The organism is Caballeronia sp. LjRoot34 (assembly GCF_964253815.1).
Taxonomy (GTDB): domain Bacteria; phylum Pseudomonadota; class Gammaproteobacteria; order Burkholderiales; family Burkholderiaceae; genus Caballeronia.
The window spans coordinates 1,537,900-1,563,302 of sequence record NZ_CAXUSB020000001.1 but is presented as its reverse complement, the minus strand read 5'-3'; the positions used below and the strand labels follow the sequence as shown (position 1 = coordinate 1,563,302).

Here is a 25,403-nt window from a genome sequence, read left to right as displayed (position 1 = left end):
GTTCATGACCCGCATGATAGCCGTTACAAATCGCTGCCGTAGATAACGTCCCTTTACGTCCCCTTACGCCGCGTTACCGCCTTCCGGCTCGATTTCGTCGGTAAGCGCTTCTTCCAGCCGCTTGAAGATCCGCTTGGTCGCGCCTCGGGCATGCAGCGCGAATAAAAGCAGCGATCGTCCGGTTACCTGGTAGGTCGCGCCCGAATCGAAGTCTTCAAGCTCTTCGCGGATCGGCGCATTGGTGTCGATCAGGCAACTCCACTGATCGCTGCCGGGAATCTCGGGCAACGTCAGGTCCACCACATCGTGATGCGCATTGATCACGATCAGCAGCGTGGCGTCCGATGCGGGACGGCGAATGCCCGTTGCCTGCGCGCGGCCGTCGATCACGAGCCCAAAGCAGCGCATCGACGGATCGTCCCATTGTTCCGGCGTCAGTTCCTCGCCCGATGGGCTCAGCCATTTTACGTCGCAGAGTTGCAGGTCTTCGTGGAACTCGCCCGTCAGGAAACGTCCGCGACGCAGCACCGGCAACGTGTGCCGCAAGGTCGTGAGCTTGCGCACGAAGTCGTTCAGCGCACGGCCGTCGTCGTCGATGTCCCAGTTGACCCAACTGATGTCGCCGTCCTGGCAATACGCGTTGTTGTTGCCCTGTTGCGTGCGGCCGAATTCATCGCCGGCAAGGATCATCGGCGTGCCTTGCGAGAACAGCAATGTCGCCAGCATGTTGCGTTTCTGGCGTTCACGCAGTGCGCGGATTTCGGGGTCGTCGGTCGGACCTTCCGCACCGCAATTCCACGAGCGGTTGTCGGAGCTGCCGTCCTTGTTGTCTTCGCCGTTCGCCTCATTGTGCTTCTCGTTGTACGAGACGAGGTCGTTCAGCGTAAAACCGTCGTGCGCCGTGATGAAGTTCACGCTCGCCCACGGACGGCGGCCGCGATGGTTGAATTTATCGCCGGAACCGGTGATACGCGTAGCCAGCTCCGCCGCCACGCCCTCTTCGCCCTTCCAGAACTCGCGCACGGTATCGCGGAATTTGTCGTTCCACTCGGCCCAGCCCGGCGGGAAACCACCGACCTGATATCCGCCGGGACCGCAATCCCAAGGCTCGGCGATCAGCTTCACGCTGGAGAGAATCGGGTCCTGGCGGCAACTGTCGAGGAACCCGCCGCCTTCGTCGAAACCATACGTCTCGCGGCCGAGGATAGTGGCAAGATCAAAGCGGAAACCGTCCACGTTCATCTCGGTGACCCAGTAGCGCAGGCTGTCGGTGACCATCTGCAGCACGCGCGGATGCGACAGGTTGAGCGTATTGCCCGTGCCGGTATCGTTGATGTAATAACGCTTGTCGTCGGGCAACCGATAGTACGAAGCATTGTCGATACCCTTGAACGACAGCGTCGGCCCACGCTCGTTGCCTTCGGCGGTGTGGTTGTAGACCACGTCGAGAATGATCTCGAGGCCGGCTTCGTGGAAGCGGTCGATCATCTGCTTGAGTTCCGCGACCGCGCCCGGGCCTTGCGCAAAGAAACGCGGATCGGCGGCGAAAAAGCCGATCGTGTTGTAGCCCCAGTAGTTGGTGAGACCCTGGTCGGTGAGATGGCTGTCGTCCACGAACGCTTGAATGGGCAGCAATTCAACCGATGTCACCCCCAGGCTCTTGATGTGCTCGATCACTTCCTTCGTGCCCAATCCCTCGAATGTGCCGCGCAAATGCTCGGGTACAGCCGGGTGGCGTTTTGTGTAACCGCGCACGTGGGTTTCGTAGAAGATGGTCTGTTCCCAAGGGACGCGAACGCGCGTCGGGTGGACCCACGAAAAGCTCTGGTCGACCACCTGGCACTTTTGCACGAACGGCGCGCTGTCGCGTTCGTCGAACGTGAGGTCGTCGCCGTCCGCATTCAGCGTGTAGCCGAACACCGCCGGGTCCCACTTCAGCTCACCCACGTGCGCCTTCGCGTACGGGTCGAGCAACAGCTTGTTCGGATTGAAACGATGCCCGTTCTCCGGCTCATAAGGACCATGCACTCGATATCCATAGACCGCGCCCGGTTTCAAACCGAATAGGTAAACGTGGAAAACTTCATCGGTATATTCAGGCAATTCGATTCGTTCCAGTTCCTTCTCGCCGGTGTCATCGAAGAGGCACAGCTCGACTTTCGTGGCGTTCGCGGAGAACAGGGCGAAGTTGACGCCCTCGCCATCCCAGGTCGCGCCCAAGGGAAACGGCGAGCCTTCGGCAATGCGGATATCGTGTGCCATGTATACGGGTGTCCAGGTGTTGGATGCTTCAATCAATATGTGATGATGCTTCAATGCGCCGAGCCGCTAGCGGATTGACGAGTCAATAGTGAGTCGTTGGATCGTCGGCCGGGATCAGACGACAGATTCCTGGCGCCATGAGCGCACCGTCATCCGGAGTTCACGGGCAGAAGAAACAGCATGTTTCGTGCCTATTGCGAAGCGTCCTTTTCGGACAGCTTTTGGCGGCGGCCGCGGTGCGGTATTGGCCTGATGCCGAGGGCTTCACACTGGCGGGCCGGATGAAGAACCCGCCGCCCCTGTGCTGACGGAACCTTGGCCTGAACGATAACGCTGCTGGCGTGCATCGTGCTCATGCGTTTCACCACGCGTCCGGCCTATCCGGCCCGGCCAGGAGTGTTCGTGGAATCGCTCACGCCTTGTGCTATCGATCAACCCGAGGAAAGCCGTCTTGCCCACCCAACCTGCTGCATCCGCGAGTCCGCCAACCAGCCTGTCCGGTACGTCCATTGGCAGCGCTGAGGAAAGCCGTGCGCTTGGCCGCTCGCTGCGCGATTCGGTCCCCTTCGACGCGCACGCAGCCTGGCAGCCGGAAAGCAGCCGCCCGGACGCCGTCGCGCGGGTGCTCGCCAACAACGCCGGCCGGCAGGAGCGGCTGATCCCGTTGCGCATGTCACGCATGGCTGCATCGCCGTTCGCGTTCCTGCGCGGCGCGGCGAGCGTGATGGCCTGGGATCTCGCGCACACGCCGTCTATCGGCCATCACGTGATGATCGATGGCGACGCGCATCTGAACAATTTTGGGCTGTTCCGCACGCCTCGGCAGGACGTGGTCTTCGACCTGAACGATTTCGATGAAACCCTGGTCGCCCCGTGGGAATGGGATCTGAAGCGGCTCACCGCCAGCATCAACGTAGCGGCGCTCGAAAACGGAGTCGACGCCGCCGGCCGCGAGCGTGCCGTGCGCTCCGCTTGCACCGCTTACCGGACCACCATGTCGACGCTGGCGCAGGTTCCCGCCTACGAGTTGTGGCAGATGCGCTCATACGCGAGCGTGTTGCATATCGAAGCACCGGTCACGCTCGACGCTGCGGAGAAAGCGACCATTGCCAAGGCCGTTGAACGCTCGACCAAGCGCAGTCACGCGACGATGCTGGCGCGCGTCGCCGAGCCGAACGGCAAAAGCTGGCGTTTTCGCGACGATCCGCCGATCCTCACCCGTCTTGATGCCGCGGAGAAAAACCACGTTACGGAGGGGCTGCGCGGGTACTTGCAGACCATCGCGGGCGAATGGCGGACGATGCTCGAACGCTACGACGTGGTCGATGTCGCGCATCGCGTGGTGGGCGTAGGCAGTGTCGGGACGCGCGCGTATTTGTTATTACTGCTCGGACGAGCTCATGCCGATCCGTTATTCATGCAGGTCAAGGAAGGCATTGTGCCCGCCGCCGCGCCGTTCGTGCCGCCGCTCGCTGAAGCGTTCAGCCACCAGGGGCGGCGCGTGGTGCACGGCCAGCGCCTGCTGCAAAGCTCCTCCGACCCGTTGCTCGGCTGGACGACTATTTCGGGCCGCGACTTCTACGTGCGGCAGATGAAGAACATCCGCGGCTCGATTCCGGTCGACTGGCTGCACGGCGCGACCTTCGATTTCTACGCCTGGTGCCTCGGCTTGCTGCTCGCGCGTGCTCATGCGCGCACCGGCGACGCCGCGCTGATCGCCGGTTATTGCGGCAACTCGGACCGCCTGGATGCAGCCTATGCCCGATGGGCCGAAAGCTACGGTGCGCAGACCGTGGCCGACCACGCCGCGTTCGTCCAGGCGATTGCTCAAGGGCGCGTGATCGCTGCGCCTCCCGAAAAAGCGTAGCAGTGCGATAGGGGAACGAGAGGAATCGATTGTCAAACCTTGTCCGATCGGCCGATGACGTCAAAAAAACCCGGGACGCAAATGCTACCGATTCGCTATCATTGCCGTTATCCGTTTAAAAAAACGGTGAGAGCCTGAACACAAAAGCAAAGCCGGGACGGCGGCTGGACATGCCGACGTCATCGAATGGCACATCCCTTGCTGCCGATTCTTATGATCTTTAATGGAGGAAGCAACGCATGAGCATGATTCAGGAGTTCAAGAGCTTCGCCCTCAAGGGCAACGTGATGGATCTGGCGGTCGGTGTGATTATCGGCGGCGCGTTTTCGACCATCGTCAATTCGATCGTCAAGGATCTGATCATGCCGGTCGTGGGGCTAGTCACGGGCGGGCTTGATTTTTCCAACATGTTCATCAAACTGGGCAACATACCCCCTACTTTCAAGGGCAATCCCGACTCGTACAAGGACTTGCAGACGGCGGGTGTCGCCGTGTTCGGGTATGGCTCCTTCATTACCGTGCTGATCAACTTCATCATCCTGGCGTTCATCATTTTCCTGATGGTCAAGTTCATCAACAAGCTGCGCCGGACCGAGGAGCCAGCACCAGAGCCCGCGGCAACGCCGGAAGACGTGCTGTTGCTGCGCGAGATCCGCGATTCGCTGAAGGCTTCGCCACGCGTCTGACCTGAGGGTCCGACCTGATCCTCCAAGGGAGCAGCGATTCAGAAAAGCCCGCGACGGCCCTCGCGGGCTTTTTCGTTTTTAGGTGCAATCCCGGGGTTGGTGGCCTTCATGACACGGGTTTGAATTTTCCTGGTGAATTTTCATCGCAGCGGGGTTTCGTAGGTCTATTATTGAGACAGAAACATGCGAGCCGCAGCAGGGTTATCGGCATGATTCGTGCGCCACCGCTGGGCCGGTCGAGCATGACCGGCGTGCGGTGTCCTAAACTGAATCGCCGTGAATCCACCACTTCGATGTGCTATAAAAGATCGACGTGTCCAGACAAACGAGCGGCCCGCCAGACGGGAGTGGCCGCATGAGGACGCTGCGTTTTTTGCAATTCTTTTTCAGGCGAATTTTTATGTCCTTCCCGAAAAAGCGTAGACGCGCAAAGGTCGACGGCGACGAGTCTTTCCTCGCTGTGCTTAGGCATTTCAAGCCGTTCGGCCAACTCGATACCAAGATTGCACGCGCCCGCGCACAGGATGAACCGGTGTTGTACGCGCATGTGTTGCCGGGTCTTGATGTGCTTCTTTGCAGCGTTCGTGGGGCGCAACCGCCGTATCCTGCGGTGGACGAGTTGCATCGTCGGTGCATTGAATGTATTACGAATGCGCTGGAGCAGCCGCTCGACGGGCTCGAAAATGGTGGCTATTGGTATGAAGCCAACGGGTTTGGGTTTCTGGTGTTTGCGAGCCGGGCACGAACTCAGATTTTGAGCGAATTCGGCGCATCGGCGAGTGCGAGGTCCAGGCGCGGCGCGCGGCGGCAGGATGCGGGGGATGCTGCATCAAGGCCCCTACGGTAGTGTTCGCACCGGTGGACGGGGGGTGGTTTTGGGTGCAGTGATCGGGGGGGTTGGGGTCAATGCTGGGGTGGTCGGTTCTGGGGTTAGCGGTCGGGGCTATACCGGGGCGCTAGGTTCCAAGGTTAGTGGTCGGGGTCAGTGCCGGGTTGCTGCTTTCAGTGTTAGTGGTCTGCGAGAGTCGGATATTCTCTTTATCACTATTAGCCACTGTGCGTGGCGGCACGTCATTTCTTTGTCCAAAGCGACAAAGAAACGAAGCAAAGAAAGCGCTTTAACCGCTCTACCCTAAGTGTCCACAGCGTGCAGTTTTGATTCATAGGTGCCCCAAAAGCACGGTGCTCGCCAGAGCCACGGATGTTTGAAACCCTCCTTCTCCGAACACCGATACCCACACGCTTCGCCACCAGTGATTGAACCTGCCCACGGAGCACCCCGCGCTATCCGCGGACAACCTCCCTCCAATGCGGACGCGCCTTGAACCTCGTAGCCAACCCTCCTGGAAACGAGGCCGCAAAATGCGTGAGGCCATAGGCGACCCGCTGGCCGGCCGTGGACAACTCGCACCCCACGTCAAACGGAGCAAACTCACCTATGCAAATTCAACTGCTTAACTGCCCACTGGAGCGGGTCACCCCCAGACTGGCGAAAATAAGGCGCAGGCCACGCAAATAATCTGCAAAAAAGAAGCTTTAAATATGCGTCGGCCGTATAGCCCACCGAGATAGCCACGCGGACCACGTGGGCAACCCACCAAGACATGACCGTAAAGACGTGTGATGCCGTACGGATTCCTTGACAATGGTGCTTGCCCGAGAGCGTACGGGGCGAAGCGTGTTCATGTCAGGATTCGCGAGAAGGAGGGTTTCAAACATCCTTCGCTCTGGCGAGCACCGTGCTTTTGGGGCACCTATGAATAGAAACTGCACGCTGTGGACACTTAGGGTAGCGTGGTTTAAAAGCGTTTTCTTTGCTTCGTTTCTTTGTCGCTTTGGACAAAGAAATGACGTGCCGCCACGCACAGTGGCTAACAGTGATAAAGAGAAAATCCGACTCTCGCAGACCGCTAACGCTGAAAGCAGCAACCCGGCATTGACTCCGACCACTACCGCCAGAACCGACCAACCCGGCATAGACCCCGACCACTAACCCCAGAACCGACCACCCCGGCACTGACCCCAACCGCTAACCCAGAACCTGACAACCCCCACCCCAAACCACCCCTCCCCCATCCCCGTAAAAACCCCAAGTGCGAACGGCCCCCCTTGGCGCATGATTTGCTCAGTCCTACCCAGGCGAATCAACGTGCCATCAGCCCGACACCAAAGGAGAACACAATGACCAATCACGTCTACAAACAAATCGAGCTCACCGGGTCATCGACCCAATCAAGCGACGATGCAATTCGTGTGGCGCTCGAAAAAGCCTCAAAGACCCTCCGCAACCTGCACTGGTTCGAAGTCATCGGCACCCGCGGGCAAGTCGAGGACGGCAAGGTCGCACACTGGCAAGTCACGCTTAAAGTTGGACTGCGAATCGACGATTAAGATTAATCGCGACGCAGACAACAAAGGCCGCGCTTAACCTAAGCGCGGCCTTTTCTTATGACGGAAACGATGACAAACAACAGGTAAGTTTTGCGAAGCCGCATACCCTCCCGGCAGCTTCGCAAACTACCGCCCCCGAATTACTTCGGCAACGACCCGTCAACGCCTTCAACGTACCAGTTGATACGTTGCAATTCCGGATCTGTCAGATTCTGGCCAGCCGCAATCTTGACCGCTCCCGACTGGTCCTTGATCGGACCCATGAACACGTCCCACTTGCCGCTCTGCAGTTGCTCACGCTTTGCCGCGACAGCCTGCATCGCCTTGGCGGGCACCACCGCCGTATTCATGTCCTCAAGATCCACCGCCTTCTGCGGCATTCCCAGCCAGACCGGATCAGTCTTGACCTTGCCGTCCAGAAGCTGCTGGACCATCGAGTTGTAATACACCTCCCAATGCTGCACGACCGAACCCAAGTGCGCGCTCGGACCAAACTTCTGCATGTTCGAATCCCAACCAAATGCGTACACCTTCTTCTCGGCCGCCGTCGCCAACGTCGCGTTCGAATCAGTGTTCTGCAACAACACGTCAGCACCCTGCCCAATCAGCGTTTCCGCCGCCTGCTTTTCCTTGCCCGGGTCAAACCAGCTATTGATCCAGATCACCTTCGTGTGAACCTTCGGATTCACCGATCGCGCGCCCAAGGTGTACGCGTTGATGTTTCGGATCACTTCGGGAATCGGCACCGATGCAACAAACCCCAGCGTGTTCGTCTTCGTGACGTATCCCGCCGCGACGCCGGCGAGATATGCGCCCTGGTACATGCGGTCATCGTAGACGCCGAAGTTTTTGGCTTTCTTGTAACCCGTCGCCGTCAGGAACGTAATGTCCGGGTAGTCGCGCGCTACCTTCAATTGGAAGTCCTGGTAACCGAAGCTGGTCCCCACGATAACCTTGTTGCCCTTCGCGGCCAGATCGCGGAACACGCGCTCCGAATCCGCCGATTCCGGCACGTCTTCGACTCGCGTGATCTTGATCTTGCTGCCGTACTTGGCCTCCACTTCCTTCGTGCCGGCATCGTGGGCAAAGGTCCAGCCTGCATCGCCGGGGTTCCCGAGGTAGACGAACGCAATGCCCGGCGCATCGGCGGCCCGCGCGGGGCCGGCGACCATCGTGGCGGATAACGCGAGCATCGTGCCCACGGCTCCGGCTGCGCCCAAGGTGTTCAGCCAGCTTTTCTTCATCGTGTTTCTCCTGTCGATGGTTCAATGATGTTGTAAAAATCGTGCTGCAGTGTCATTGGCCAAAATCGGGCCGTGGTTCAGGGCTAAATCGGAATGTCAGTCCGCCTTTCAAGCGCGTCGCCATTTGCAACGAATGCGCACCCTATTGATGAGCGGGCTGGACTTCTCTTCGGCTAGAGGAACTCCCATTGGTCGTCCCACGACGGAACGGCGATCAGGCATCCTCGACGCGGACGCACCCGACCGCGCGTCCGCACCCGCAGGTGCCACGCGCCGATCGCTGTCGAACCGCACACAGTAGCCGCGTCGGGCCGCGGCTACCAACACGCCGCAAGCCCTCACCCGCACCGTCATCAGCTAGCCGCAAAAAACGGCTTGCCGAGCGATGCTGGCGCGTTCAGCTTGATCGTGTTCGGATTGCGCGAGATGAGCACGAGCACGACGACCGTCGCCACGTACGGCAACATGGCGAGAAATTGCGTCGGGATCGGCACGCCGATGGCTTGCGCGTAGAACTGCAGCGCCATCACCGCACCAAACAGCAATGCGCCGATCAGCAGCCGCCCCGGGCGCCACGTCGCGAACACGACCAGCGCCAGCGCGATCCAGCCGCGCCCCGACGTCAGCTGTTCCTGCCACAAATGCAGGTAGACGATCGAGTAATAACCGCCCGCAATACCGGCCATGCCACCGCCGAAAAGCGTCGCGCCGTAACGCACGCCGACTACCGGAAAACCCACGGAATGCGCGACCGAAGGCGACTCGCCTACCGAGCGCAATACCAGCCCGGCGCGCGTTCGATATAAAAACCAGCCGATCACGCCAAACATGATGAACGCGAGATAACCAAGCGGCGTCAGCGTGAAAAACGCGGGTCCGATGACGGGAATGGACGTAAGACCGGGAATGGGCAGCACGTCGATGGTCGCGCGCACCGCCGCCGACGTATAAGGCTTGCCGATATACGCCGAAAACCCGATACCGAAAATAGTCAGCGATAAACCCGTGGCAACCTGATTCGCGAGCATGGTGATGGTGAGGAACGCGAACACAAGCGACATCAGCACGCCCGCGACAATCGCGCCCAGAATACCGAGCCACGGATTGCCAGTGATCGCGGTGACAGCGTAGCCGGTGACCGCGCCCATCAGCATCATGCCCTCTACGCCAAGGTTCAACACCCCCGACTTCTCCGCGACGAGCTCACCTGCACCGGCGAACATCAGCGGAATAGCGGCGACGACAGCGCTTGAGGAAAGCGAACTGGCCTGATTGATATCCATGGGTTTTCTAGTCCGCTTTTTATTTACGAATGTGCATGCGCCGCAACCCGGCGCCGTACGCGATAGTTGACGAACAGGTCCGCACCCAGCAGGCAAAACAGCAGCAATCCCTGGAACACGCCGGCGATCGCCTGCGGCAATTGCATCGACGTCTGCACCGCTTCGCCGCCGAGATACAGCAATGCCATCAGCAGACTCGCGAGCACGATGCCAACCGGATGCAACCGCCCGACGAACACCACGATGATTGCCGTGAAGCCGTACCCCGGTGACCAGCTCGCCTGCAGTTGTCCAATCGGTCCGGCCACTTCGCCCATGCCAGCCAAACCGGCCAGACCGCCGCTCAGGAGCAACGAGGTCCAGATGGCCTTTTTATCGGAGAAACCGGCGTAGCGGGCTGCCAGCGGCGCCAGCCCACCCACGTTCATCCGATACCCCGCGAAGCTCTTGCGCATGAACAGCCACACCAGCGGAATCGCGATCGCCGTCAGGAACACCGACGCATTGATCCGCGTGCCCTTCAGCCATGCCCAGCCCCAATCGCTGTAAAGACGCGGGTATTGCGCCGAATCGCCGAACATCGCCGAGATCGGGAAGTTCATGCCTTCTGGGTCACGCCACGGACCGCTCACCAGATAGATCAGCAACTGCGTCGCGACGTAGGTGAGCATCAGGCTCGTCAGAATTTCGTTGGTGTTGAAACGGCTCTTGAGCAGCGCGGGAATGGCCGCCCACGCCATGCCGCCTATCACGCCGCCAATCATCATCAGCGGCAGGATCCACCAGCCGGTTGCATCGCCGACATGAATCGCTATGCCGCCCGCCACGATCCCGCCCAGCAGCATCTGCCCTTCCGCGCCGATATTCCACACGTTCGCCCGGTACCCCACCGCCAACCCCAGCGCAATCAGGCACAGCGGTGACGCCTTCAGCACAAGCTCCGACCAGCCGTTCACGTTCGACAATGGTTCGATGAAAAACCCGTGCATCGCGCGCACCGGGTCCTGGCCCACGAGCGTAAAAATCAGAAAGCCAATAATCAATGTCAGCACCGCGGCGACCAGCGGCACGGCAAGCTGCATGGCACGGGACGGCGTCGGGCGCGCTTCAAGTCGATAAGGAAAATTCATTGTGTCGGGGCCGTGGTGTCGAGGTCGAGGGCGACGGGGTCGGCACGATTGCCATCGAAGAGACCGGCCATGAAGAGGCCAATTTCTTCTGCATTAGTCAGACCGGTTTCGCGAACCGGAGAAAGCTTGCCGCGAGCGAGAACGGCGAGGCGGTCGCAGATATCGAAGAGTTCTTCCAGCTCTTCCGAGATCACGAGGATCGCCACGCCACGTGCGGCCAGATCCAAAAGTTGTTGACGGATGAAACCCGCCGCGCCGACATCGACGCCCCAGGTCGGTTGCGCGACGACCAGCACCTTCGGCTCCTGCAGGATCTCGCGTCCCACGATGAACTTCTGCAAGTTGCCGCCCGACAGGCTTTGCGCGAGCGCGCCGTTGCCGCCGCAACGGACATCGAACGCGCTGATGCAGCGATCAGCGAACGCGCGCATGGCCTTCGTGCTGATCCAGCCGCCGTGCACCATATGTTCGCGATGTCCAGTGAGCAGCGCGTTTTCCGCCAGCGACATGGCCGGCACCGCGCCGCGCCCGAGGCGTTCCTCGGGTACGAAGGCGAAGCCGAGCGCGCGTCGTCCACCCGCGCTGTAGCGCGCGGCGGCCTGGCCGACGATCGTGATGGCATCGGGCGCACTATGTTTATCGCGGATCTCGCCTGAGAGCGCGGCCAGCAACTCGGCCTGCCCGTTCCCCGATACCCCCGCGATGCCGAAAACTTCTCCCGCGTGCACCGAGAACGAGACGTCCTGCAGCGACGTACCGAACGGATCGGCGCTCGCCACCGACAAGTGCTTCACCGCGAGCTTCACCTCGCCCGGCGTATGTTCGCGGCGCGTGTAATCGGGCAGCGAATGGCCAACCATCAGTTGTGCGAGCGATGCGTGGGTTTCCTTGCGCGGATCGACGCTCCCCGTCACCCGTCCGCCGCGCATCACGGTCGCGGTCTGGCACAGCGCCTGGATTTCATCAAGCTTGTGGCTGATATAGAGAATGCTGCATCCCTCCGAAGCCAGCCTTCTCAGCACCGTAAAGAGTTTTTTAACCGCTTGCGGCGTGAGCACGGACGTAGGCTCGTCCATGATCAACAGGCGCGGGTTCTGCAACAGGCAACGCACGATCTCCACACGCTGGCGTTCGCCCACCGCGAGACTATGTACGTGGCGCTGCGGATCGACATCGAGCCCGTAATCCGCCGATACCTCGCGAATCCGTTTGCCGAGCGTCTTGAGATCGAATTTATCGTCGAGAGCGAGCGCGATGTTCTCGCCCACCGTCAGCGTCTCGAACAGCGAAAAGTGCTGGAACACCATGCCGATGCCAAGCTTTCTCGCCGCCGCCGGACTGCTGATCTCGACCAGTTCGCCCTCCCATCGAATCTCGCCTTCGTCCGGGCGCACCGCACCGTAGATGATCTTCATCAACGTGGACTTGCCCGCGCCGTTCTCGCCGAGCACGGCGTGGATTTCACCCGGTTCGACGATGAGCGTCACGTCGTCGTTGGCCTTGACGGCGGGATATTGCTTGCTGATGCCGTGAAGCGCGAGGCGCGATGGTCGCGCACCGCCCGGCTGAATGGATGAGGAAATGGCGTCGCCCATATGGACTCAGAAAGTGCGGAAATTGCGCAAAACCGGGATGGCCGGCACGTGAGCAACGGAAACAAGCAGTCTGCGAGTAAAAGATACCCAAAACGGTGCGGGCCGTCGATTACTCAAAATAGTGCGCGCAATTAGCAACAGCACGGTATTGCGCAGCTTGCAACGAACGTGCTTGCGGGTATGCCCAGCTTGACGGAAACAATGTGTCATATTAAAAACGATATGTTCTGCACCCTGGTCGATCAGCCTGACCGTATATTGGAGAGAAGATGAGTCAGCAACGCGAAGCGATCGACACTTACCTGTTACGCGTCCTTCACACACTCTTGATGGAACGCAGCGTCACGCGCGCGGCCGTCAAGCTCAATCAGTCACAACCTGCGATCAGCGCGGCGCTCAGGCGCCTGCGCGACATCACCGGCGATCCGCTGCTCGTGCGCGGCAAAGCGGGCATGGTGCCGACCGAATACGGCCTGCGCCTGCTCGAGCCCACGCAAAACGCGCTGCGCGAAATCGAACGCATCAAGGTTCAGCAGCACAACTTCGAACCGTCTACTTCCGTGCGCTGTTACCGCATTGGCTGCCCGGATTATCTGAACGTGCTGTTCGTGCCAACCGTGGTGGAGCGCTTTCGGATAGCCGCGCCCAACGCCACGCTCGAATTTCATTCGCTCGGCCCCGCTTTCGACTACGAACTCGCGCTGGAGGAAGGCAAGCTCGATATCGTGGTGGGCAACTGGCCCGAGCCGCCTGAACAACTGCATCTCTCGAACCTTTTCGTCGACAAGATCGTTTGTCTCGTCAGTTCCAATCATCCGTTTGCCCGCCGCGGCGCACTCACGCTCGATCAATATCTCAACGCGCCGCACCTCGCGCCTACGCCGTATTCCGTGGGCCAGCGCGGAGCGATCGATGTGCATCTGGCACGCGAACGCCTCAAGCGCCATGTGGTCGTCACGCTGCCCTACTTCAATCTCGCGCCGTACGTGCTGATCAAGTCGGATCTCGTGTTCACCACCACGCGCCTGTTCGCCGATCACTACGCCAAGTTTTTGCCATTGACCGTGGTGCCCGCGCCGCTCGATTTCCCGCCCATGCAGTACTACCAACTGTGGCACGAGCGCTGCCATTACTCCGACGAAGTGCGGTGGCTCCGTCACCTCGTCGCCGATGCCACGCGCTCGCTGATCGAAGTGCCTCAACCTTAAGCTTAATTGGCCATGGCGATCAACTGACCCGCCAGCCGGTTGTGACGCTCGACGATCGGTCCGAGATCGACCGTCGTCAACTGACCGTGGCGCACGACCACCTTTCCGTCGATAACACTCGTCGATACCTGCGACGGCGCGCAGAACACCAGCGCCGCGACAGGATCGTGCAACGCGCCCGCAAAGCCGTGCTGGCTCAGATCGAAGGAAACAAAGTCGGCTGCCATGCCTGGCGCCAACGCGCCGATATCATCGCGGCCCAGCACCTTCGCGCCGCCCAGCGTCGCGATTTCGAGCGCTTCCCGTGCGCTCATGGCATCGGGACCGAAACCCACGCGCTGCAATAACAACGCTTGCCGTACTTCCGCGACCATCTGCGCGCCATCGTTCGATGCCGATCCGTCCACGCCGATACCAACGCTCACGCCCGCGTCCCGCATCGCCCGGATGGGTGCAATGCCCGACGCCAGCCGCATGTTCGAACACGGACAATGCGCGACACCCGTGCCCGTGCGCCCAAACAACTCGATACCCGCGCGGTCCAGCTGCACACAATGCGCGTGCCAGACATCCGGTCCGACCCAGCCCAGATCCTCCGCATACTCAGCCGGCGACATGCCGAACTTCTCACGGCTATACGTGACATCGTTCACGTTCTCGGCGAGATGGGTGTGCATCGATACCCCGTATTCCCGTGCGAGCAGCGCCGAATCGCGCATTAACTCGCGGCTGACCGAGAACGGCGAGCAGGGAGCCACGACCACGCGCAGCATCGCGTAACGGCCTTCATCGTTATATGTTTCGATCAGGCGCTGCGTATCCTTCAGGATCGCGTCTTCTTTTTCGACCACCGAATCGGGCGGCAAACCACCGTCCTTCTGCCCGACGCTCATGCTGCCGCGCGCCGCGTGAAAACGCATGCCAATCTGTTGCGCCGACGCGATGCTGTCGTCCAGGCGCGAACCATTCGGATAAATGTAGAGATGGTCGCTCGACGTCGTGCAGCCCGACAGCAGCAACTCGGCCATGGCGGTGAGCGTCGATACTTCAATCATCTCGGGCGTCAGGTTCGCCCAGATTTTGTACAGGCTGGTCAGCCAGCCGAACAACTCGGCGTTCTGCGCAGCCGGCACAGCCCGCGTGAGGCTTTGATACATGTGGTGATGCGTGTTGACCAGGCCGGGAATCACCAGATGGCCTGACAGGTCCAGCACCTCGTCCGCTTGTTGCGGCAAGTCGGTGGTCGCGCCGACCTGCGTGATCCGGTTGCCTTCGATGAATAAACCGCCGTTGGCGATCTCGCGTCGTTTCTCGTCCATGGTCACGAGCACACGCGCGTTCTTCACCAGCAATGTCCGGGGTTTCTGTTGCATGCCGATCTCCGCTATTTCACTGTTGTACCGAGGGCGCAAAGCACAAAAGCACCATTTGAATCCGCGCCTGTTACCCGGTTACCCAGCGTCGATCGCCGTCTTCGGGATGCCCAGCAAACCTCTGTGCAAGGCGCTGTGCAAGACGCTACTGTCCGTAGCCAAAAAGCCCCTGACAATGCGCACACTGCCATAGTTGTCTTCACGGACTCGATATGATCGTGAATTTTGGCTCGCGTAGCATCGCCGGGAAGCGGTGGAAAGGGCTGGAACCGGGCTGGAACGCTGACGGTTTCTTTACGAAACCGCAATATGCGGGCAGCCGTTATGTGCTGGCGATTATCTTGCCTATCGCGGGCGTTATGATCACCGCAACTTTTTACAATGCTGGTCACGGCGCGCATCCTCTCACGCCGACGGGTATGTAGCCACGCTTGTGGAGCCTCGATCCGCCGCTGATTGTCAGAACACAGACGAGAACTCAGACGGTTCGATGCGCAGCCGCTCCTCGCACACTATAAGGACAACGCGAATGGGCAAGCTCACAACCCACGTACTCGATACCGCGCATGGCCGCCCCGGCGCCGGCATCAAGGTCGAACTTTTCGTGCTGACCGGCGATGCCCGGCGCGCGCTCCTGACCACCCACACCAACTCCGATGGCCGTTGCGACGCTCCGTTGCTACAGGACGACGCGTTTGTCACTGGCGAATACGAGCTCGTATTCCACGCCGGGGATTATTTCGCGGCAAATGGCGTGGATCTGCCTGAACCCCGCTTTGTGAACCGGGTGGTGTTGCGTTTTGGTATTGCCGATGCCACGTCGCACTATCACGTGCCGCTGCTGGTCTCGCCTTGGGCATACAGCACGTATCGCGGTAGCTGAGATTTTTATCTGACGCTTTTTCACCTCGCGTCCGTCCGATGGTTCGACAACAGAATTCGTAGTGGAGACGTTTCATGCAAGGCTTTATTGTTGACTGGCTGAATCTTGCTTTGCGCTGGCTGCATGTGGTGGTGGCGATTGCGTGGATTGGCGAGTCGTTTTATTTCGTGGCGCTCGACAACAGCCTGAAGCCGCCGAAAGACCCGGCTGCGACCAAGCGCGGCGTGTTTGGCGAGTTGTGGCATGTGCATGGCGGCGGTTTTTACAACATGCAAAAGTACACCGTCGCGCCGCCGAACATGCCCGACGACCTGCACTGGTCGAAGTGGCCGTCGTACACCACGTGGATGTCGGGTTTTGGCCTGTTCATGGTGTTGTATCTGTTCTCGCCGAGCACGTATCTCATCGATAAAAACGTGCTCGATATGGGACCCGTGGTGGCGGTTTCATCGGCGCTGGGATTCTTGCTGGCAGGCTGGATTGTGTATGACTCGCTGTGCCGGTTGCTGGGCAATCGCGATGGCCTGCTCGGAATCTGCGTGGGCGCCTATGTGGTCATCGCGGCGTGGCTTGCTTGCCATGTGTTCGCAGGACGTGCGGCGTATTTGATTACCGGCGCGACGTTGGCCACGATCATGTCGGCGAATGTATTTTTCGTGATCATTCCCGGTCAGCGCAAGATGGTTGAAGCCATGCTCAAGGGCGAGGTGCCCAATGCCATTTATGGCAAGCGTGGCAAGCAGCGTTCGGTGCACAACACGTATTTCACGTTGCCGGTGGTGTTCGTGATGTTGTCGAATCACTACGCGATGACTTATACGCATCCTTATAACTGGGCTGTGTTGCTGATCATCATGTTGGCGGGTGCATTGATTCGACAGTTCTTCGTGATGCGGCATCGTGGGCAGGTGTTGTGGTATTTGCCGGTGATTGGTGTGCTGCTGATGTTTGGTGCGTTTGCATGGACCATGCCGAAGGGTGTGCCAACGGTTGCGCCGGTGGCAGGGGCGCCTGCAATTCGCGTAGCCGATATTGAGCCGATCTTGACGCAGCGGTGCGCGACATGTCATGCCGCTCATCCGACGATGATGGGCGCTGCACCGGCTGGGGTTTTGCTGGATACGCCCGAGTCGATTTCGTTGAATGCGCAACGGCTTTATCAGCAGGCTGTGGTGTTGAAGGCGATGCCGCTGGGGAATGTTACTCAGATGACCGATGGTGAGCGGCAGAAACTTGCCGCGTGGTTTCAGGGTGGGGCTTTGAAGTAGGGCTTGGGGTTTGCTCGCGCCGGTGGACCGGGAGGGTTAGGTCTGCTGGCGCGGTTGGGTGGGAATGAAAAGTTGGGGTGTTAGTCGTTTTGAGGTTAGCGGTCAGGGGTTAATGCCGGGTTGCTAGGTTCCGGAGTTAGCGGTCAGGGGTTAGTGCCGGGTTGCTAGGTTCTGGGGTTAGCGGTCGGGGTCAGTGCCGGGTTGCTGCTTTCGGCGTTAGCGGCCTGCATGAGTCGGATTTTCTCTTTATCACTATTAGCCACTGTGCGTGGCGGCACGTCATTTCTTTGTCCAAAGGTAACTAGTCAGCCGCTAAAGGCGAAGGGACGTGGCCAGCGAAGCTAAGAGCGAGCGCGGCCATGAGTGGGCGGCGTTGTTTGCGCAGGGTAGCCAGATACGATCGGATGGTGCAAAACGCCTGAAGTCCGCTCGCTGTGCGGAAGCATCCCGAGACTTTTTGTTTGAGCTTGGGCATGCGGATATCGCGTTCGGCCTGGTTATTGTCGAACGGCACGCGATGGTCGGCCACGAAACGCCACACTTGCGCGGTATGACGCTCCAGGCGCCCCAGCAGATTGTAGGCTTCGCTTTGTTTGATTCTGCCGCGCACATCTTCACGCGTGGGGTCGCGCGCTTGCTGCGGGTTGAGCTTGCGGCCTTCTCTGATCAGGGCGCGGCTGCGTCGCCGATAGTAGTTGGTGCGCGTGCGGCTCAAGCCCGTACGGCCGCAGGCAATGCTGTCATCGACCTCGCGCTTGGCCTGGCGCAGCAGCTTGAGCATGTGTTCGGCCCAGGGCTGCTGGGTCGACTCCCACACCCCGATCAACTCGCGCAGATGATGCGCATTGCATAACGCATGCTCGCACTCATAGTAGGAGTAAGGCACCCAGCCATCGTGCACTGCGATCCCGGTAAATGAGGGTAGGATACCGAAACTGTCCAGTGCTTCGCGCCCACGCGTGCGGTGCGAGCCATACCACGTCAGCGCCTGGGTCGAGGCCGTGTGCAGCCAGTGCAGGGTACGTCCCACGCGCATGCCGGTTTCATCGAAATGCACGACCGGCGCGCTTTGCAGCGCTTGCCCAATGAGTTCAACGGCCGGACTCAACATCCGTGCCGCTTGCGTGATGCAGTTTTGCACCGTGCCCGAACTCATGCTCAGGCCAAACAGGTCGCGCAACGCCTGCGAGGTACGCTCCAGGGGCAACTGCTGATATTGCGTCAGATAGACCGCCGCCGCCTGGATCTGGCTGCCGTACTGCACCGCCTGGCTTACGCCTTTGGGAAACTCGGCCCGATGTAATTGGCCGCAGCCGCATTGCGCCCGCTCCACGCGATGGGCTGTCACCTCAAACCGGATCACCGGCAAATCGATGACCTGGCGCTCTTCGGCCAGCACTGAAATGCGATCGGGCATGATTTCTTTCCCGCAGTTATCACATACCCGACTCACGCGATGAATCTCAACGTGATCTGGCTGCGCCACGCGTTTGAGTGTCTTGCCCTCATGACCTGGCTGAGCGCCTGGCGCGGCTCCGCTCACCGTGCGCTGCGACTTGGGTTTGGGTTTGCGCTTCAAGCCATCCGAGGACGGTGGCTTGCTTGAGTTGTGGCTGTCCTTCTCCAGCTTCGCTTCAATCTCATTCAGACGTCTCACCAACTCAATGATGAGTGCGTCCTTCTGCTCGTCCGTTAGATTTTTAAGGTTAGGCACTAATGTCATCTCCGAATCATGCCGAGCTTCGCAGCAGTTTACAAGTGCTGACTAGTTACGTCCAAAGCGACAAAGAAACGAAGCAAAGAAAACGCTTTCAACCACGCTACCCTAAGTGTCCACAGCGTGCAGTTTCTATTCATAGGTGCCCCAAAAGCACGGTGCTCGCCAGAGCGGAGGATGTTTGAACCCCTCCTTCTCGCGAATCCTGACACGAACACGCTTCGCCCCGTACGCTCTCGGGCAAGCACCATTGCTAAGGAACCCGCACGGCCTCACGCGTCTTTGGGGGTGGCTGCTTGGTCGGCTCGCTTTTCTCGCGGGTCACACTTGATCCACCGCAGTTCGACGCGACGCGTACTACTACCTCAGTCTTTGGTGAATTGGCTACGCGGCCTACACCGTTATTTTCGTCGGTTACGGCCTTACGCATTGTTGGGACTTTACTACTTGGTAGGTTGGCGGCGTGGTCGAGGTGCGTACAAATTCGGCGGGTGGTCGTCCGCGGATAGCGCGGGGTGCCCCTTGGGCAGGTTCAATCACTGGTGGCGAAGCGTGTGGGTATCGGTGTTCGGAGAAGGAGGGGTTCACACATCCTCCGCTCTGGCGAGCACCGTGCTTTTGGGGCACCTATGAATAGAAACTGCACGCTGTGGACACTTAGGGTAGCGTGGTTTAAAAGCGCTTTCTTTGCTTCGTTTCTTTGTCGCTTTGGACAAAGTTAGTATGACTTCCGTGAGCAGTAAGGGCTGGCCCCCGTGACAGAGCTAAAACACGCGGGTTAGCATAGCGCCAGAGCCGTAACAGTGAGGGCGAACCCGTCACTCATAGGTTTTGTTTCCAACACGGAGGCCAGCATGCAAAACGATATCACGTTATTTGTCGGACTGGATGTTCACAAAGACTCGATTACAGTTGCCTACGCGCTGGGCAGCGGCGAAGTCGAAGTGCTCGGCAAGATCGGCACGCGCTCTCGCGATATTGATCAGTTATGCAAAAAGCTTCAATCCAAGGCTCGCCACGTAAAAATCGTTTATGAAGCCGGTCCTCTGGGCTATGACCTGCAGCGCCGCCTCGCTGCCAAAGGCTTCGAGTGCATGGTGTGCGCCCCCTCGCTGATCCCGCGCAAAGCCGGCGATCGCGTGAAGACCGACCGCCGCGACGCGCTCAAGCTCGTGCGCTCACTGCGCGCGGGCGACCTCAGCGCAGTGCATGTGCCCACCGTCGAAGACGAAGCGTTTCGCGATCTTGCGCGTGTCTGGGCCAGTACGCGCGATGCCCTCAAACGCGCCCGCCAAGCGTTAAAATCGTTCCTGCTCGCCCACGCCGTGCGATACGCGGGCACGGCGAACTGGGGGCCGGCGCATCGACGCTGGATCAGCAAGTTCTCGTTCGGCAACGCATGGCAGGACCTCGCCTTCACCGAGTTGCGCCGCGCGATCGAAGACCGGTTTACGCAGTGCGAGCGGCTTGAGTCGGCCTTGCGCGAAGCGGTGCCGCAGTGGCGCTTTTATCCCGCCGTGCTCGCCCTGCAAACCATGCGCGGCATCAAGTTCACCACCGCCGTTGGCTTGCTCTCGGAGATCGTCGATGTGACGCGCTTTGCCCATCCTCGGCAGTTGATGGCGTGGCTGGGCATAACGCCTTCAGAATACTCGTCGGGGGGCAGCCGGCGCCAGGGCAGCATCACCAAGACGGGCAATTCGCTTGCGCGAAAGTTGCTGATCGAGGCCGCCTGGAGTTATCGGCATACGGCCCGCGTGAGTCCCGAAATTCAGCAGCGTCATGAGGGCGTGCCCAAGGTGATTATCGATCGCGCCTGGGACGCGCAGTTGCGTCTGTGTGGGCGCTTTAGAAGAATGGTGGCGAAGGGCAAACTCAAAAACGTGGCGGTCGTCGCGATCGCTCGCGAACTCGCCGGGTTTATCTGGGACATCGCCCGTCTGGGCATGGAGCAGGCGATCAACAAGTCCAGAGCGGCTGTCTAAACCAGCAAAAAACAGTTTTGCAATCATCGAAAAGGCAGTTTCCTGAAGGCGGCGTAGCCCGGCATCAGAGTTACCCGCGGCATTTCTTTGCAACGGCTTATCAACGGTTCACGCCGACTTGCGCACAAAGTTAGCGGCAGGCTCACGAGACGGATCACTGTAATGCGGTAACCAACCCGCGAATATCAGATTGATTCACCGTCGAGTGTTACTGCTACGCCGCCCTCAGGAAATTGTAGGAAGAGAAAAGATGACCACAGCTAAAAACACCTGTTGACACGGAAAGTCATATCAGAAATGACGTGCCGCCACGCACAGTGGCTAATAGTGATAAAGAGAATATCCGACTCTCGCAGACCGCTAACATCGAAAGCAGCAACCCGATATTGACTCAGACCGCTAACCCCGGAACCTGGCAATCCAGCACAGCCCCCGACCACTAAGCCAGAAGCCAACACCAACCCCGCCCGACCTCACCCCCGAGCGCGAGCGAAAATTCAATCCATTAACCAGACCGATTCATCAAGCTGAACCTCATTGAGATTAGCCCCTTCCCCACCGCGATCCACAACAATAAAGTCGCTCACTTCGCCAAGTGCGATCAACGGATGATGCCAGACCCCCTTGGCGTAATTCACTCCCTGCCAGCCACGCGTAACAAACGCCCGGATAGCGGAAGGATCCAAATCCCCACCCGGCGCAACAACAACAAGATACGCCCTGTCGTTAAGCGGCAAAAACGCCTGACTCCCCAACGGATGCCGCTCGAGCATTGAAACCTCGAACGGCAACACCCGCGGCTGCCCGCGAAACAGATTCACAAGCGGCCGCCCGCCCTCGTCTTCCACATCGATCCGGGCAAGATCATGGAAACGAATCGTCGTCCCGAGATTAATCGGAATCTGCTTCGCACCCTCAAGCTCGATGACATCGCCGAACGGCTCAAACGCCGACCGGGTCAACGGTTCAATTGCCAACTTTTTCATCGCAGAGCCTGCTTCGTATTTACATAGATCAAACAAGCGTGCTGAACAACCGCAACCGCGATACTCCGCCGTCCGGATAAATGTTGAACCGCACATGCGTAACAGGACCCAGCGCAGCCAACTCCGACTCGAACACATGCTGCTTGTCCATCTGCAACTTCTGCTCGCCCAGCAACACCGGCCAGAACATCGCCTGCGTGACAAGCGAACTGTCCGTTCCACCCTTCACATACGCAGCCTGCAACGAACACCGGTCAGGGTAGTTACCCTTAAAATGCGCCGTATCCACCTCGATCTTCTTGATCACCCCAGGCTGAGCAAGCGCCACGATGCACCAGTCGTTCCCCGGTTCACGACGACGACGCGTCTCCCAGCCATCGCCCATATTTGCGCCGCGTCCCGGCATCAGCAAGGTCGACGCCGGCCCGAAATGCTGGTTGTTCGCACCAACGACGTACGCGCCATTTTCCATCGCGGCAAGATCGAATAGCTCGGTGCGGCTGGCGCTGCGCCAGTCAAGCTGCGGCTGCCCATACACACGCAACCGCGCGATACCGCCATCCGGGTAAATGTTCACGCGCAGATGGGTGAACGGCTGTTCGCTGGCAATGTCCACGTAATGATGCGTGTTCCCCTGCAACGTCATGGACGGCACCACTTCCGTCCATTGCGTCGCCTGCGTCGGCGCGCCATCAACCACGTGCGCACCTTCGATAGACGCGGCTGGCGGAAAGTTGCCCGTGAAGTGACTAGTATCGATATCAATACCCTTGATCACGCCCGGACGCGCCAGCTTCACCACGCACCAGTCGAACCCGCTCACCCGCTTGCGACGCGTTTCCCAGCCGTCCATCCACTTGCCGTTATCGTCGTATTTACCCACGATAAACACCGCCGGCTCCGGATTGAGCATCCGCTCTTTCGGTGCAAAAAATTCGTCGCTGGCCTCAAGCGCCTGGGCGCCCAACCGCGGGTCCGCGAGGTTCACATAACGGCGCGTGAATTCCGGCGCGTTTACATCGAGTATGGGGGCGGCCATGATGTTTCCTTATAAGGTTTTGAAGTGACGCGCTGCGTTCAAGCGTTCGAGCATTCAAACGTTCATCAACCAAGCAAATCGTCGAGCCTGAAGCGCGCTATCCGGTAAATCTGCTGAAGACTTTCACGTAACTCTATGTCGCGGCCGTGATGCAACCGCGCCTCGAAGTTCGCGACAATGCCGTGGCGATCAAATCCGCGCACAGCCAAAATAAAGGGAAATCCAAACTTCTCGCGGTACGCGGCGTTAAGCACCTGCAATCGGTCGAACTCTTCCTGCGTGCACAGATCGAGGCCGGCGCCGCTTTGCTCGCGCGTGGATTCATCCGTGAGTTCGCCCCGCACCGCAGCCTTGCCGGCAAGCTCGGGGTGGGCGTTGATCAAAGCCAGTTGTCGTGCGTTACCCGCCTGGTCGACGATCGTCGTCATGACGTCGTGAAGCTGGTCGATGCTCGTGAACGGCCGCTTCAACAGCGCCGCCTCCGCCACCCACGGCGAGTGTTCGAAGATACCGGAAAGCGTGCTGATAAATGCGCCGGCAGGCAGCGCATTGAGCTGGTCCAACGTGATCCGCACGATACTCATGGCTTGGTCACCCCCGCCGCGCCTTCATACGGATGATGCTCGCGCCAGTGCCGCGCAATATCGACCCGCCGCGTTACCCACACGCGATCATATTGCTCGATGTGATCCAGGAAACGCTGCAGCGCACGGAAGCGTCCCGGGCGGCCCAGCAACCGGCAATGCATGCCGATGGACAACATTTTCGGCGCGTCGCTGCCTTCTTCGTAGAGCACGTCGAACGCGTCGCGCAAGTAAGTGAAAAACTGCTCCGCCGTGTTGAAACCTTGCGGCGTGGCAAAACGCATGTCGTTGGTGTCGAGCGTGTAAGGCACGATCAGCTGCGGCACCTTCGCGCCGCCGCTGACCTCCACGTCCATCCAGAACGGCAGGTCGTCGCCGTAATAATCCGAGTCGTACAGAAAACCGCCATGCTCCGCGACCAGCCGGTGCGTGTTCGGACTGTCGCGCCCTGTGTACCAGCCGAGCGGCCGCACGCCCGTCACGCGTTCAATGGCCTCCATGCCAAGCCGCATGTGCTCCGCTTCCTTTTCCGGCGACATGTCCTGATAGTGAATCCATCTATACCCATGACACGCGATCTCGTGCCCCAATTCGACGAACGCGCGCCCGAGATCCGGGTGACGCTCGATCGCCATGCCCACGCCGAACACGGTAAGCGGCAAGTCCCGTTTTTCGAACTCGCGAAGGATGCGCCAGACGCCGGCACGCGAGCCGTATTCGTAGATGGATTCCATGCTCATGTGACGAGACGGATACGCCGCCGCACCCACGATCTCCGACAGGAACTGTTCCGACGCCGGGTCGCCATGAAGTACGCAATTTTCCCCGCCTTCCTCGTAATTCAGCACGAATTGCACGGCAATGCGTGCGTCCCCGGGCCAATTCGGCTGCACGGGGTACCGGCCGTAGCCGATCAGGTCGCGTGGGTACTTCGATTCATTCGACATGGCTGGATGAGTGCGTGGAAGTCGATGGAGCCGCACACGGTTGAAGAGAAGACCCGCGCGACGATGGGTCAGTTTAGCGAAAACACATCGTCACGCCCATATTCATACGCAGATATTGCGGGTCAGGCGAGATGTATGGTCCAGGCGTTTTATTGGGGTTTGCCTGGGCTATAAGCGGCTAGCGCGCCGTCATATTGCTTCGCCAGCGGGCGGGCATAGTCGCCGCGTTTCGACGTTCGCAGCTTTAGCGCAATCAACGCTTCCGCCCATTTCACCGCGGTCGTCACGCCCTCGATAACCGGCGCGCCAATCGCATCTTCAATCTCGTGGCAAAACTCGGCCATGCCTGCGCAGCCCAGGACGATCGACTCCGCATCGTCTTCCGCCAAGGCCTTTCGACACTCTTCTATGATGATCGAGCGCGCCCTGGACCCGGGGATATCCAGGTCCAGCACCGCCACGTCGGTTGCACGGACGTTCTTGCAGAAACGCTTCATGCCGTAACGCTCCGCCAGATGCCAGGACATCGTGCAGGTGCGCTTCAAGGTTGTCACTACGCTGAAACTCGGCGCTATGACGCTTGCTGCATGCATTGCCGCTTCCGCTATGCCGATGACCGGGCCCCTGGACAACTCTCTGGCGGCATATAACGCCGGGTCGCCGAAGCAGGCTATGACATACCCGTCCATACCTTCTTTCTCACCCTTTTCAATCTCCTGCAGTAAGGCTAGCGATGCAAGCGCTTCGTCGTAGTAACCCTCGATAGAGGGCGGGCCCATCGAAGCGCTTACGGAGATGATCTCCGTTCCTGTTGACGCTATTTCCCGGGCACAACGGTCCATCGCCAACGTCATGCGTTCCGTTGTGTTCGGGTTGATCAGCTTGATGCGCATTTGGTTCTTCCTTTATTTCCTGCAAGCGCCATTTTATTCGGATTACATAGTATTTATACAAA

The 25,403-nt window shown here is 59.5% G+C and carries 21 protein-coding genes; 9 read left to right on the top strand and 12 right to left on the bottom strand.

Features of this window, described 5'->3' with window-relative positions:
* Nucleotides 1-63: 63 nt before the first annotated feature.
* On the bottom strand, nucleotides 64-2,262 hold the full coding sequence (gene glgX, locus ACSQ36_RS06905) for a glycogen debranching protein GlgX (protein ID WP_436181331.1): 2,199 nt from the start codon (nucleotides 2,260-2,262) through the stop codon (nucleotides 64-66).
* Nucleotides 2,263-2,713: 451 nt separating this feature from the next.
* Here glgX and ACSQ36_RS06900 point away from each other — a divergent pair, with 451 nt between their 5' ends.
* The 4 genes from ACSQ36_RS06900 (at nucleotide 2,714) to ACSQ36_RS06885 (ending at nucleotide 7,206) form a co-directional block, all read left to right on the top strand.
* A complete protein-coding gene (locus tag ACSQ36_RS06900) occupies nucleotides 2,714-4,129 on the top strand; it encodes a DUF2252 domain-containing protein (RefSeq protein WP_213764065.1) in 1,416 nt (471 codons plus the stop codon).
* 239 nt (nucleotides 4,130-4,368) lie between these two features.
* Entirely contained in the window at nucleotides 4,369-4,815 is a 447-nt protein-coding gene (gene mscL, locus ACSQ36_RS06895; protein WP_213764066.1) for a large conductance mechanosensitive channel protein MscL, read from the top strand.
* 355 nt (nucleotides 4,816-5,170) lie between these two features.
* On the top strand, nucleotides 5,171-5,662 hold the full coding sequence (locus ACSQ36_RS06890; protein WP_213764067.1) for a hypothetical protein: 492 nt from the start codon (nucleotides 5,171-5,173) through the stop codon (nucleotides 5,660-5,662).
* A gap of 1,334 nt (nucleotides 5,663-6,996) precedes the next feature.
* The gene (locus tag ACSQ36_RS06885; RefSeq protein WP_097262386.1) at nucleotides 6,997-7,206 is read left to right on the top strand and encodes a dodecin; all 210 of its coding nucleotides are present in this window, start codon (nucleotides 6,997-6,999) and stop codon (nucleotides 7,204-7,206) included.
* Nucleotides 7,207-7,346: 140 nt separating this feature from the next.
* Here the strand turns inward: ACSQ36_RS06885 and ACSQ36_RS06880 are convergent, their stop codons facing one another.
* From ACSQ36_RS06880 to ACSQ36_RS06865, 4 genes are all read right to left on the bottom strand, one after another.
* Nucleotides 7,347-8,450, bottom strand: a complete 1,104-nt coding sequence (locus ACSQ36_RS06880; RefSeq protein WP_436181330.1) for a BMP family ABC transporter substrate-binding protein — start codon at nucleotides 8,448-8,450, stop codon at nucleotides 7,347-7,349.
* Nucleotides 8,451-8,803: 353 nt separating this feature from the next.
* A complete protein-coding gene (locus tag ACSQ36_RS06875) occupies nucleotides 8,804-9,733 on the bottom strand; it encodes an ABC transporter permease (RefSeq protein ID WP_213764069.1) in 930 nt (309 codons plus the stop codon).
* Between the two features lie 23 nt (nucleotides 9,734-9,756).
* Nucleotides 9,757-10,863 carry an ABC transporter permease gene (locus ACSQ36_RS06870; RefSeq protein WP_213764070.1) on the bottom strand — a complete coding sequence of 369 codons (1,107 nt, stop codon included), beginning with the start codon at nucleotides 10,861-10,863 and terminating at the stop codon, nucleotides 9,757-9,759.
* The gene (locus ACSQ36_RS06865; protein WP_436181329.1) at nucleotides 10,860-12,458 is read right to left on the bottom strand and encodes an ABC transporter ATP-binding protein; all 1,599 of its coding nucleotides are present in this window, start codon (nucleotides 12,456-12,458) and stop codon (nucleotides 10,860-10,862) included. The genes ACSQ36_RS06870 and ACSQ36_RS06865 overlap by 4 nt, the downstream gene beginning before the upstream one ends.
* Nucleotides 12,459-12,727: 269 nt before the next feature.
* On the opposite strand from ACSQ36_RS06865, the gene ACSQ36_RS06860 reads away from it, so the two are divergent.
* The gene (locus ACSQ36_RS06860; RefSeq protein ID WP_213764072.1) at nucleotides 12,728-13,666 is read left to right on the top strand and encodes a LysR substrate-binding domain-containing protein; all 939 of its coding nucleotides are present in this window, start codon (nucleotides 12,728-12,730) and stop codon (nucleotides 13,664-13,666) included.
* Nucleotides 13,667-13,668: 2 nt separating this feature from the next.
* Here the strand turns inward: ACSQ36_RS06860 and ACSQ36_RS06855 are convergent, their stop codons facing one another.
* Nucleotides 13,669-15,039, bottom strand: a complete 1,371-nt coding sequence (locus ACSQ36_RS06855; protein WP_436181328.1) for an 8-oxoguanine deaminase — start codon at nucleotides 15,037-15,039, stop codon at nucleotides 13,669-13,671.
* A gap of 212 nt (nucleotides 15,040-15,251) precedes the next feature.
* Between ACSQ36_RS06855 and ACSQ36_RS06850 the strand changes: the two genes are divergently transcribed.
* From ACSQ36_RS06850 to ACSQ36_RS06840, 3 genes are all read left to right on the top strand, one after another.
* Nucleotides 15,252-15,464: a hypothetical protein gene (locus ACSQ36_RS06850; RefSeq protein WP_436181327.1), complete on the top strand. Its 213-nt coding sequence runs from the start codon at nucleotides 15,252-15,254 to the stop codon at nucleotides 15,462-15,464.
* A 104-nt stretch (nucleotides 15,465-15,568) separates the two neighbouring features.
* A complete protein-coding gene (gene uraH, locus ACSQ36_RS06845) occupies nucleotides 15,569-15,922 on the top strand; it encodes a hydroxyisourate hydrolase (RefSeq protein WP_213764075.1) in 354 nt (117 codons plus the stop codon).
* Nucleotides 15,923-15,996: 74 nt separating this feature from the next.
* Nucleotides 15,997-17,190: a urate hydroxylase PuuD gene (locus ACSQ36_RS06840; protein WP_436181326.1), complete on the top strand. Its 1,194-nt coding sequence runs from the start codon at nucleotides 15,997-15,999 to the stop codon at nucleotides 17,188-17,190.
* A 301-nt stretch (nucleotides 17,191-17,491) separates the two neighbouring features.
* Here ACSQ36_RS06840 and tnpC read toward each other — a convergent pair whose 3' ends face one another.
* Nucleotides 17,492-18,904 carry an IS66 family transposase gene (tnpC, locus tag ACSQ36_RS06835; RefSeq protein WP_436181325.1) on the bottom strand — a complete coding sequence of 471 codons (1,413 nt, stop codon included), beginning with the start codon at nucleotides 18,902-18,904 and terminating at the stop codon, nucleotides 17,492-17,494.
* Between the two features lie 857 nt (nucleotides 18,905-19,761).
* Here tnpC and ACSQ36_RS06830 point away from each other — a divergent pair.
* Complete coding sequence (locus ACSQ36_RS06830; protein WP_436181324.1) at nucleotides 19,762-20,892, top strand: IS110 family transposase; 1,131 nt, start codon at nucleotides 19,762-19,764, stop codon at nucleotides 20,890-20,892.
* Nucleotides 20,893-21,389: 497 nt separating this feature from the next.
* On the opposite strand, the gene ACSQ36_RS06825 is transcribed toward ACSQ36_RS06830, so the two are convergent.
* From ACSQ36_RS06825 to ACSQ36_RS06805, 5 genes are all read right to left on the bottom strand, one after another.
* Nucleotides 21,390-21,878 carry an ureidoglycolate lyase gene (locus tag ACSQ36_RS06825; protein WP_436181323.1) on the bottom strand — a complete coding sequence of 163 codons (489 nt, stop codon included), beginning with the start codon at nucleotides 21,876-21,878 and terminating at the stop codon, nucleotides 21,390-21,392.
* A gap of 28 nt (nucleotides 21,879-21,906) precedes the next feature.
* Nucleotides 21,907-22,917, bottom strand: coding sequence for an allantoicase (alc, locus tag ACSQ36_RS06820; protein WP_436181322.1), 1,011 nt, complete (start codon nucleotides 22,915-22,917; stop codon nucleotides 21,907-21,909).
* Nucleotides 22,918-22,982: 65 nt separating this feature from the next.
* The gene (uraD, locus tag ACSQ36_RS06815) at nucleotides 22,983-23,501 is read right to left on the bottom strand and encodes a 2-oxo-4-hydroxy-4-carboxy-5-ureidoimidazoline decarboxylase (RefSeq protein ID WP_436181321.1); all 519 of its coding nucleotides are present in this window, start codon (nucleotides 23,499-23,501) and stop codon (nucleotides 22,983-22,985) included.
* Nucleotides 23,498-24,448 carry an allantoinase PuuE gene (gene puuE / locus ACSQ36_RS06810; RefSeq protein ID WP_436181320.1) on the bottom strand — a complete coding sequence of 317 codons (951 nt, stop codon included), beginning with the start codon at nucleotides 24,446-24,448 and terminating at the stop codon, nucleotides 23,498-23,500. The genes uraD and puuE overlap by 4 nt, the downstream gene beginning before the upstream one ends.
* 149 nt (nucleotides 24,449-24,597) lie before the next feature.
* On the bottom strand, nucleotides 24,598-25,341 hold the full coding sequence (locus ACSQ36_RS06805) for an aspartate/glutamate racemase family protein (protein WP_436181319.1): 744 nt from the start codon (nucleotides 25,339-25,341) through the stop codon (nucleotides 24,598-24,600).
* Between the last annotated feature and the right edge of the window lie 62 nt (nucleotides 25,342-25,403).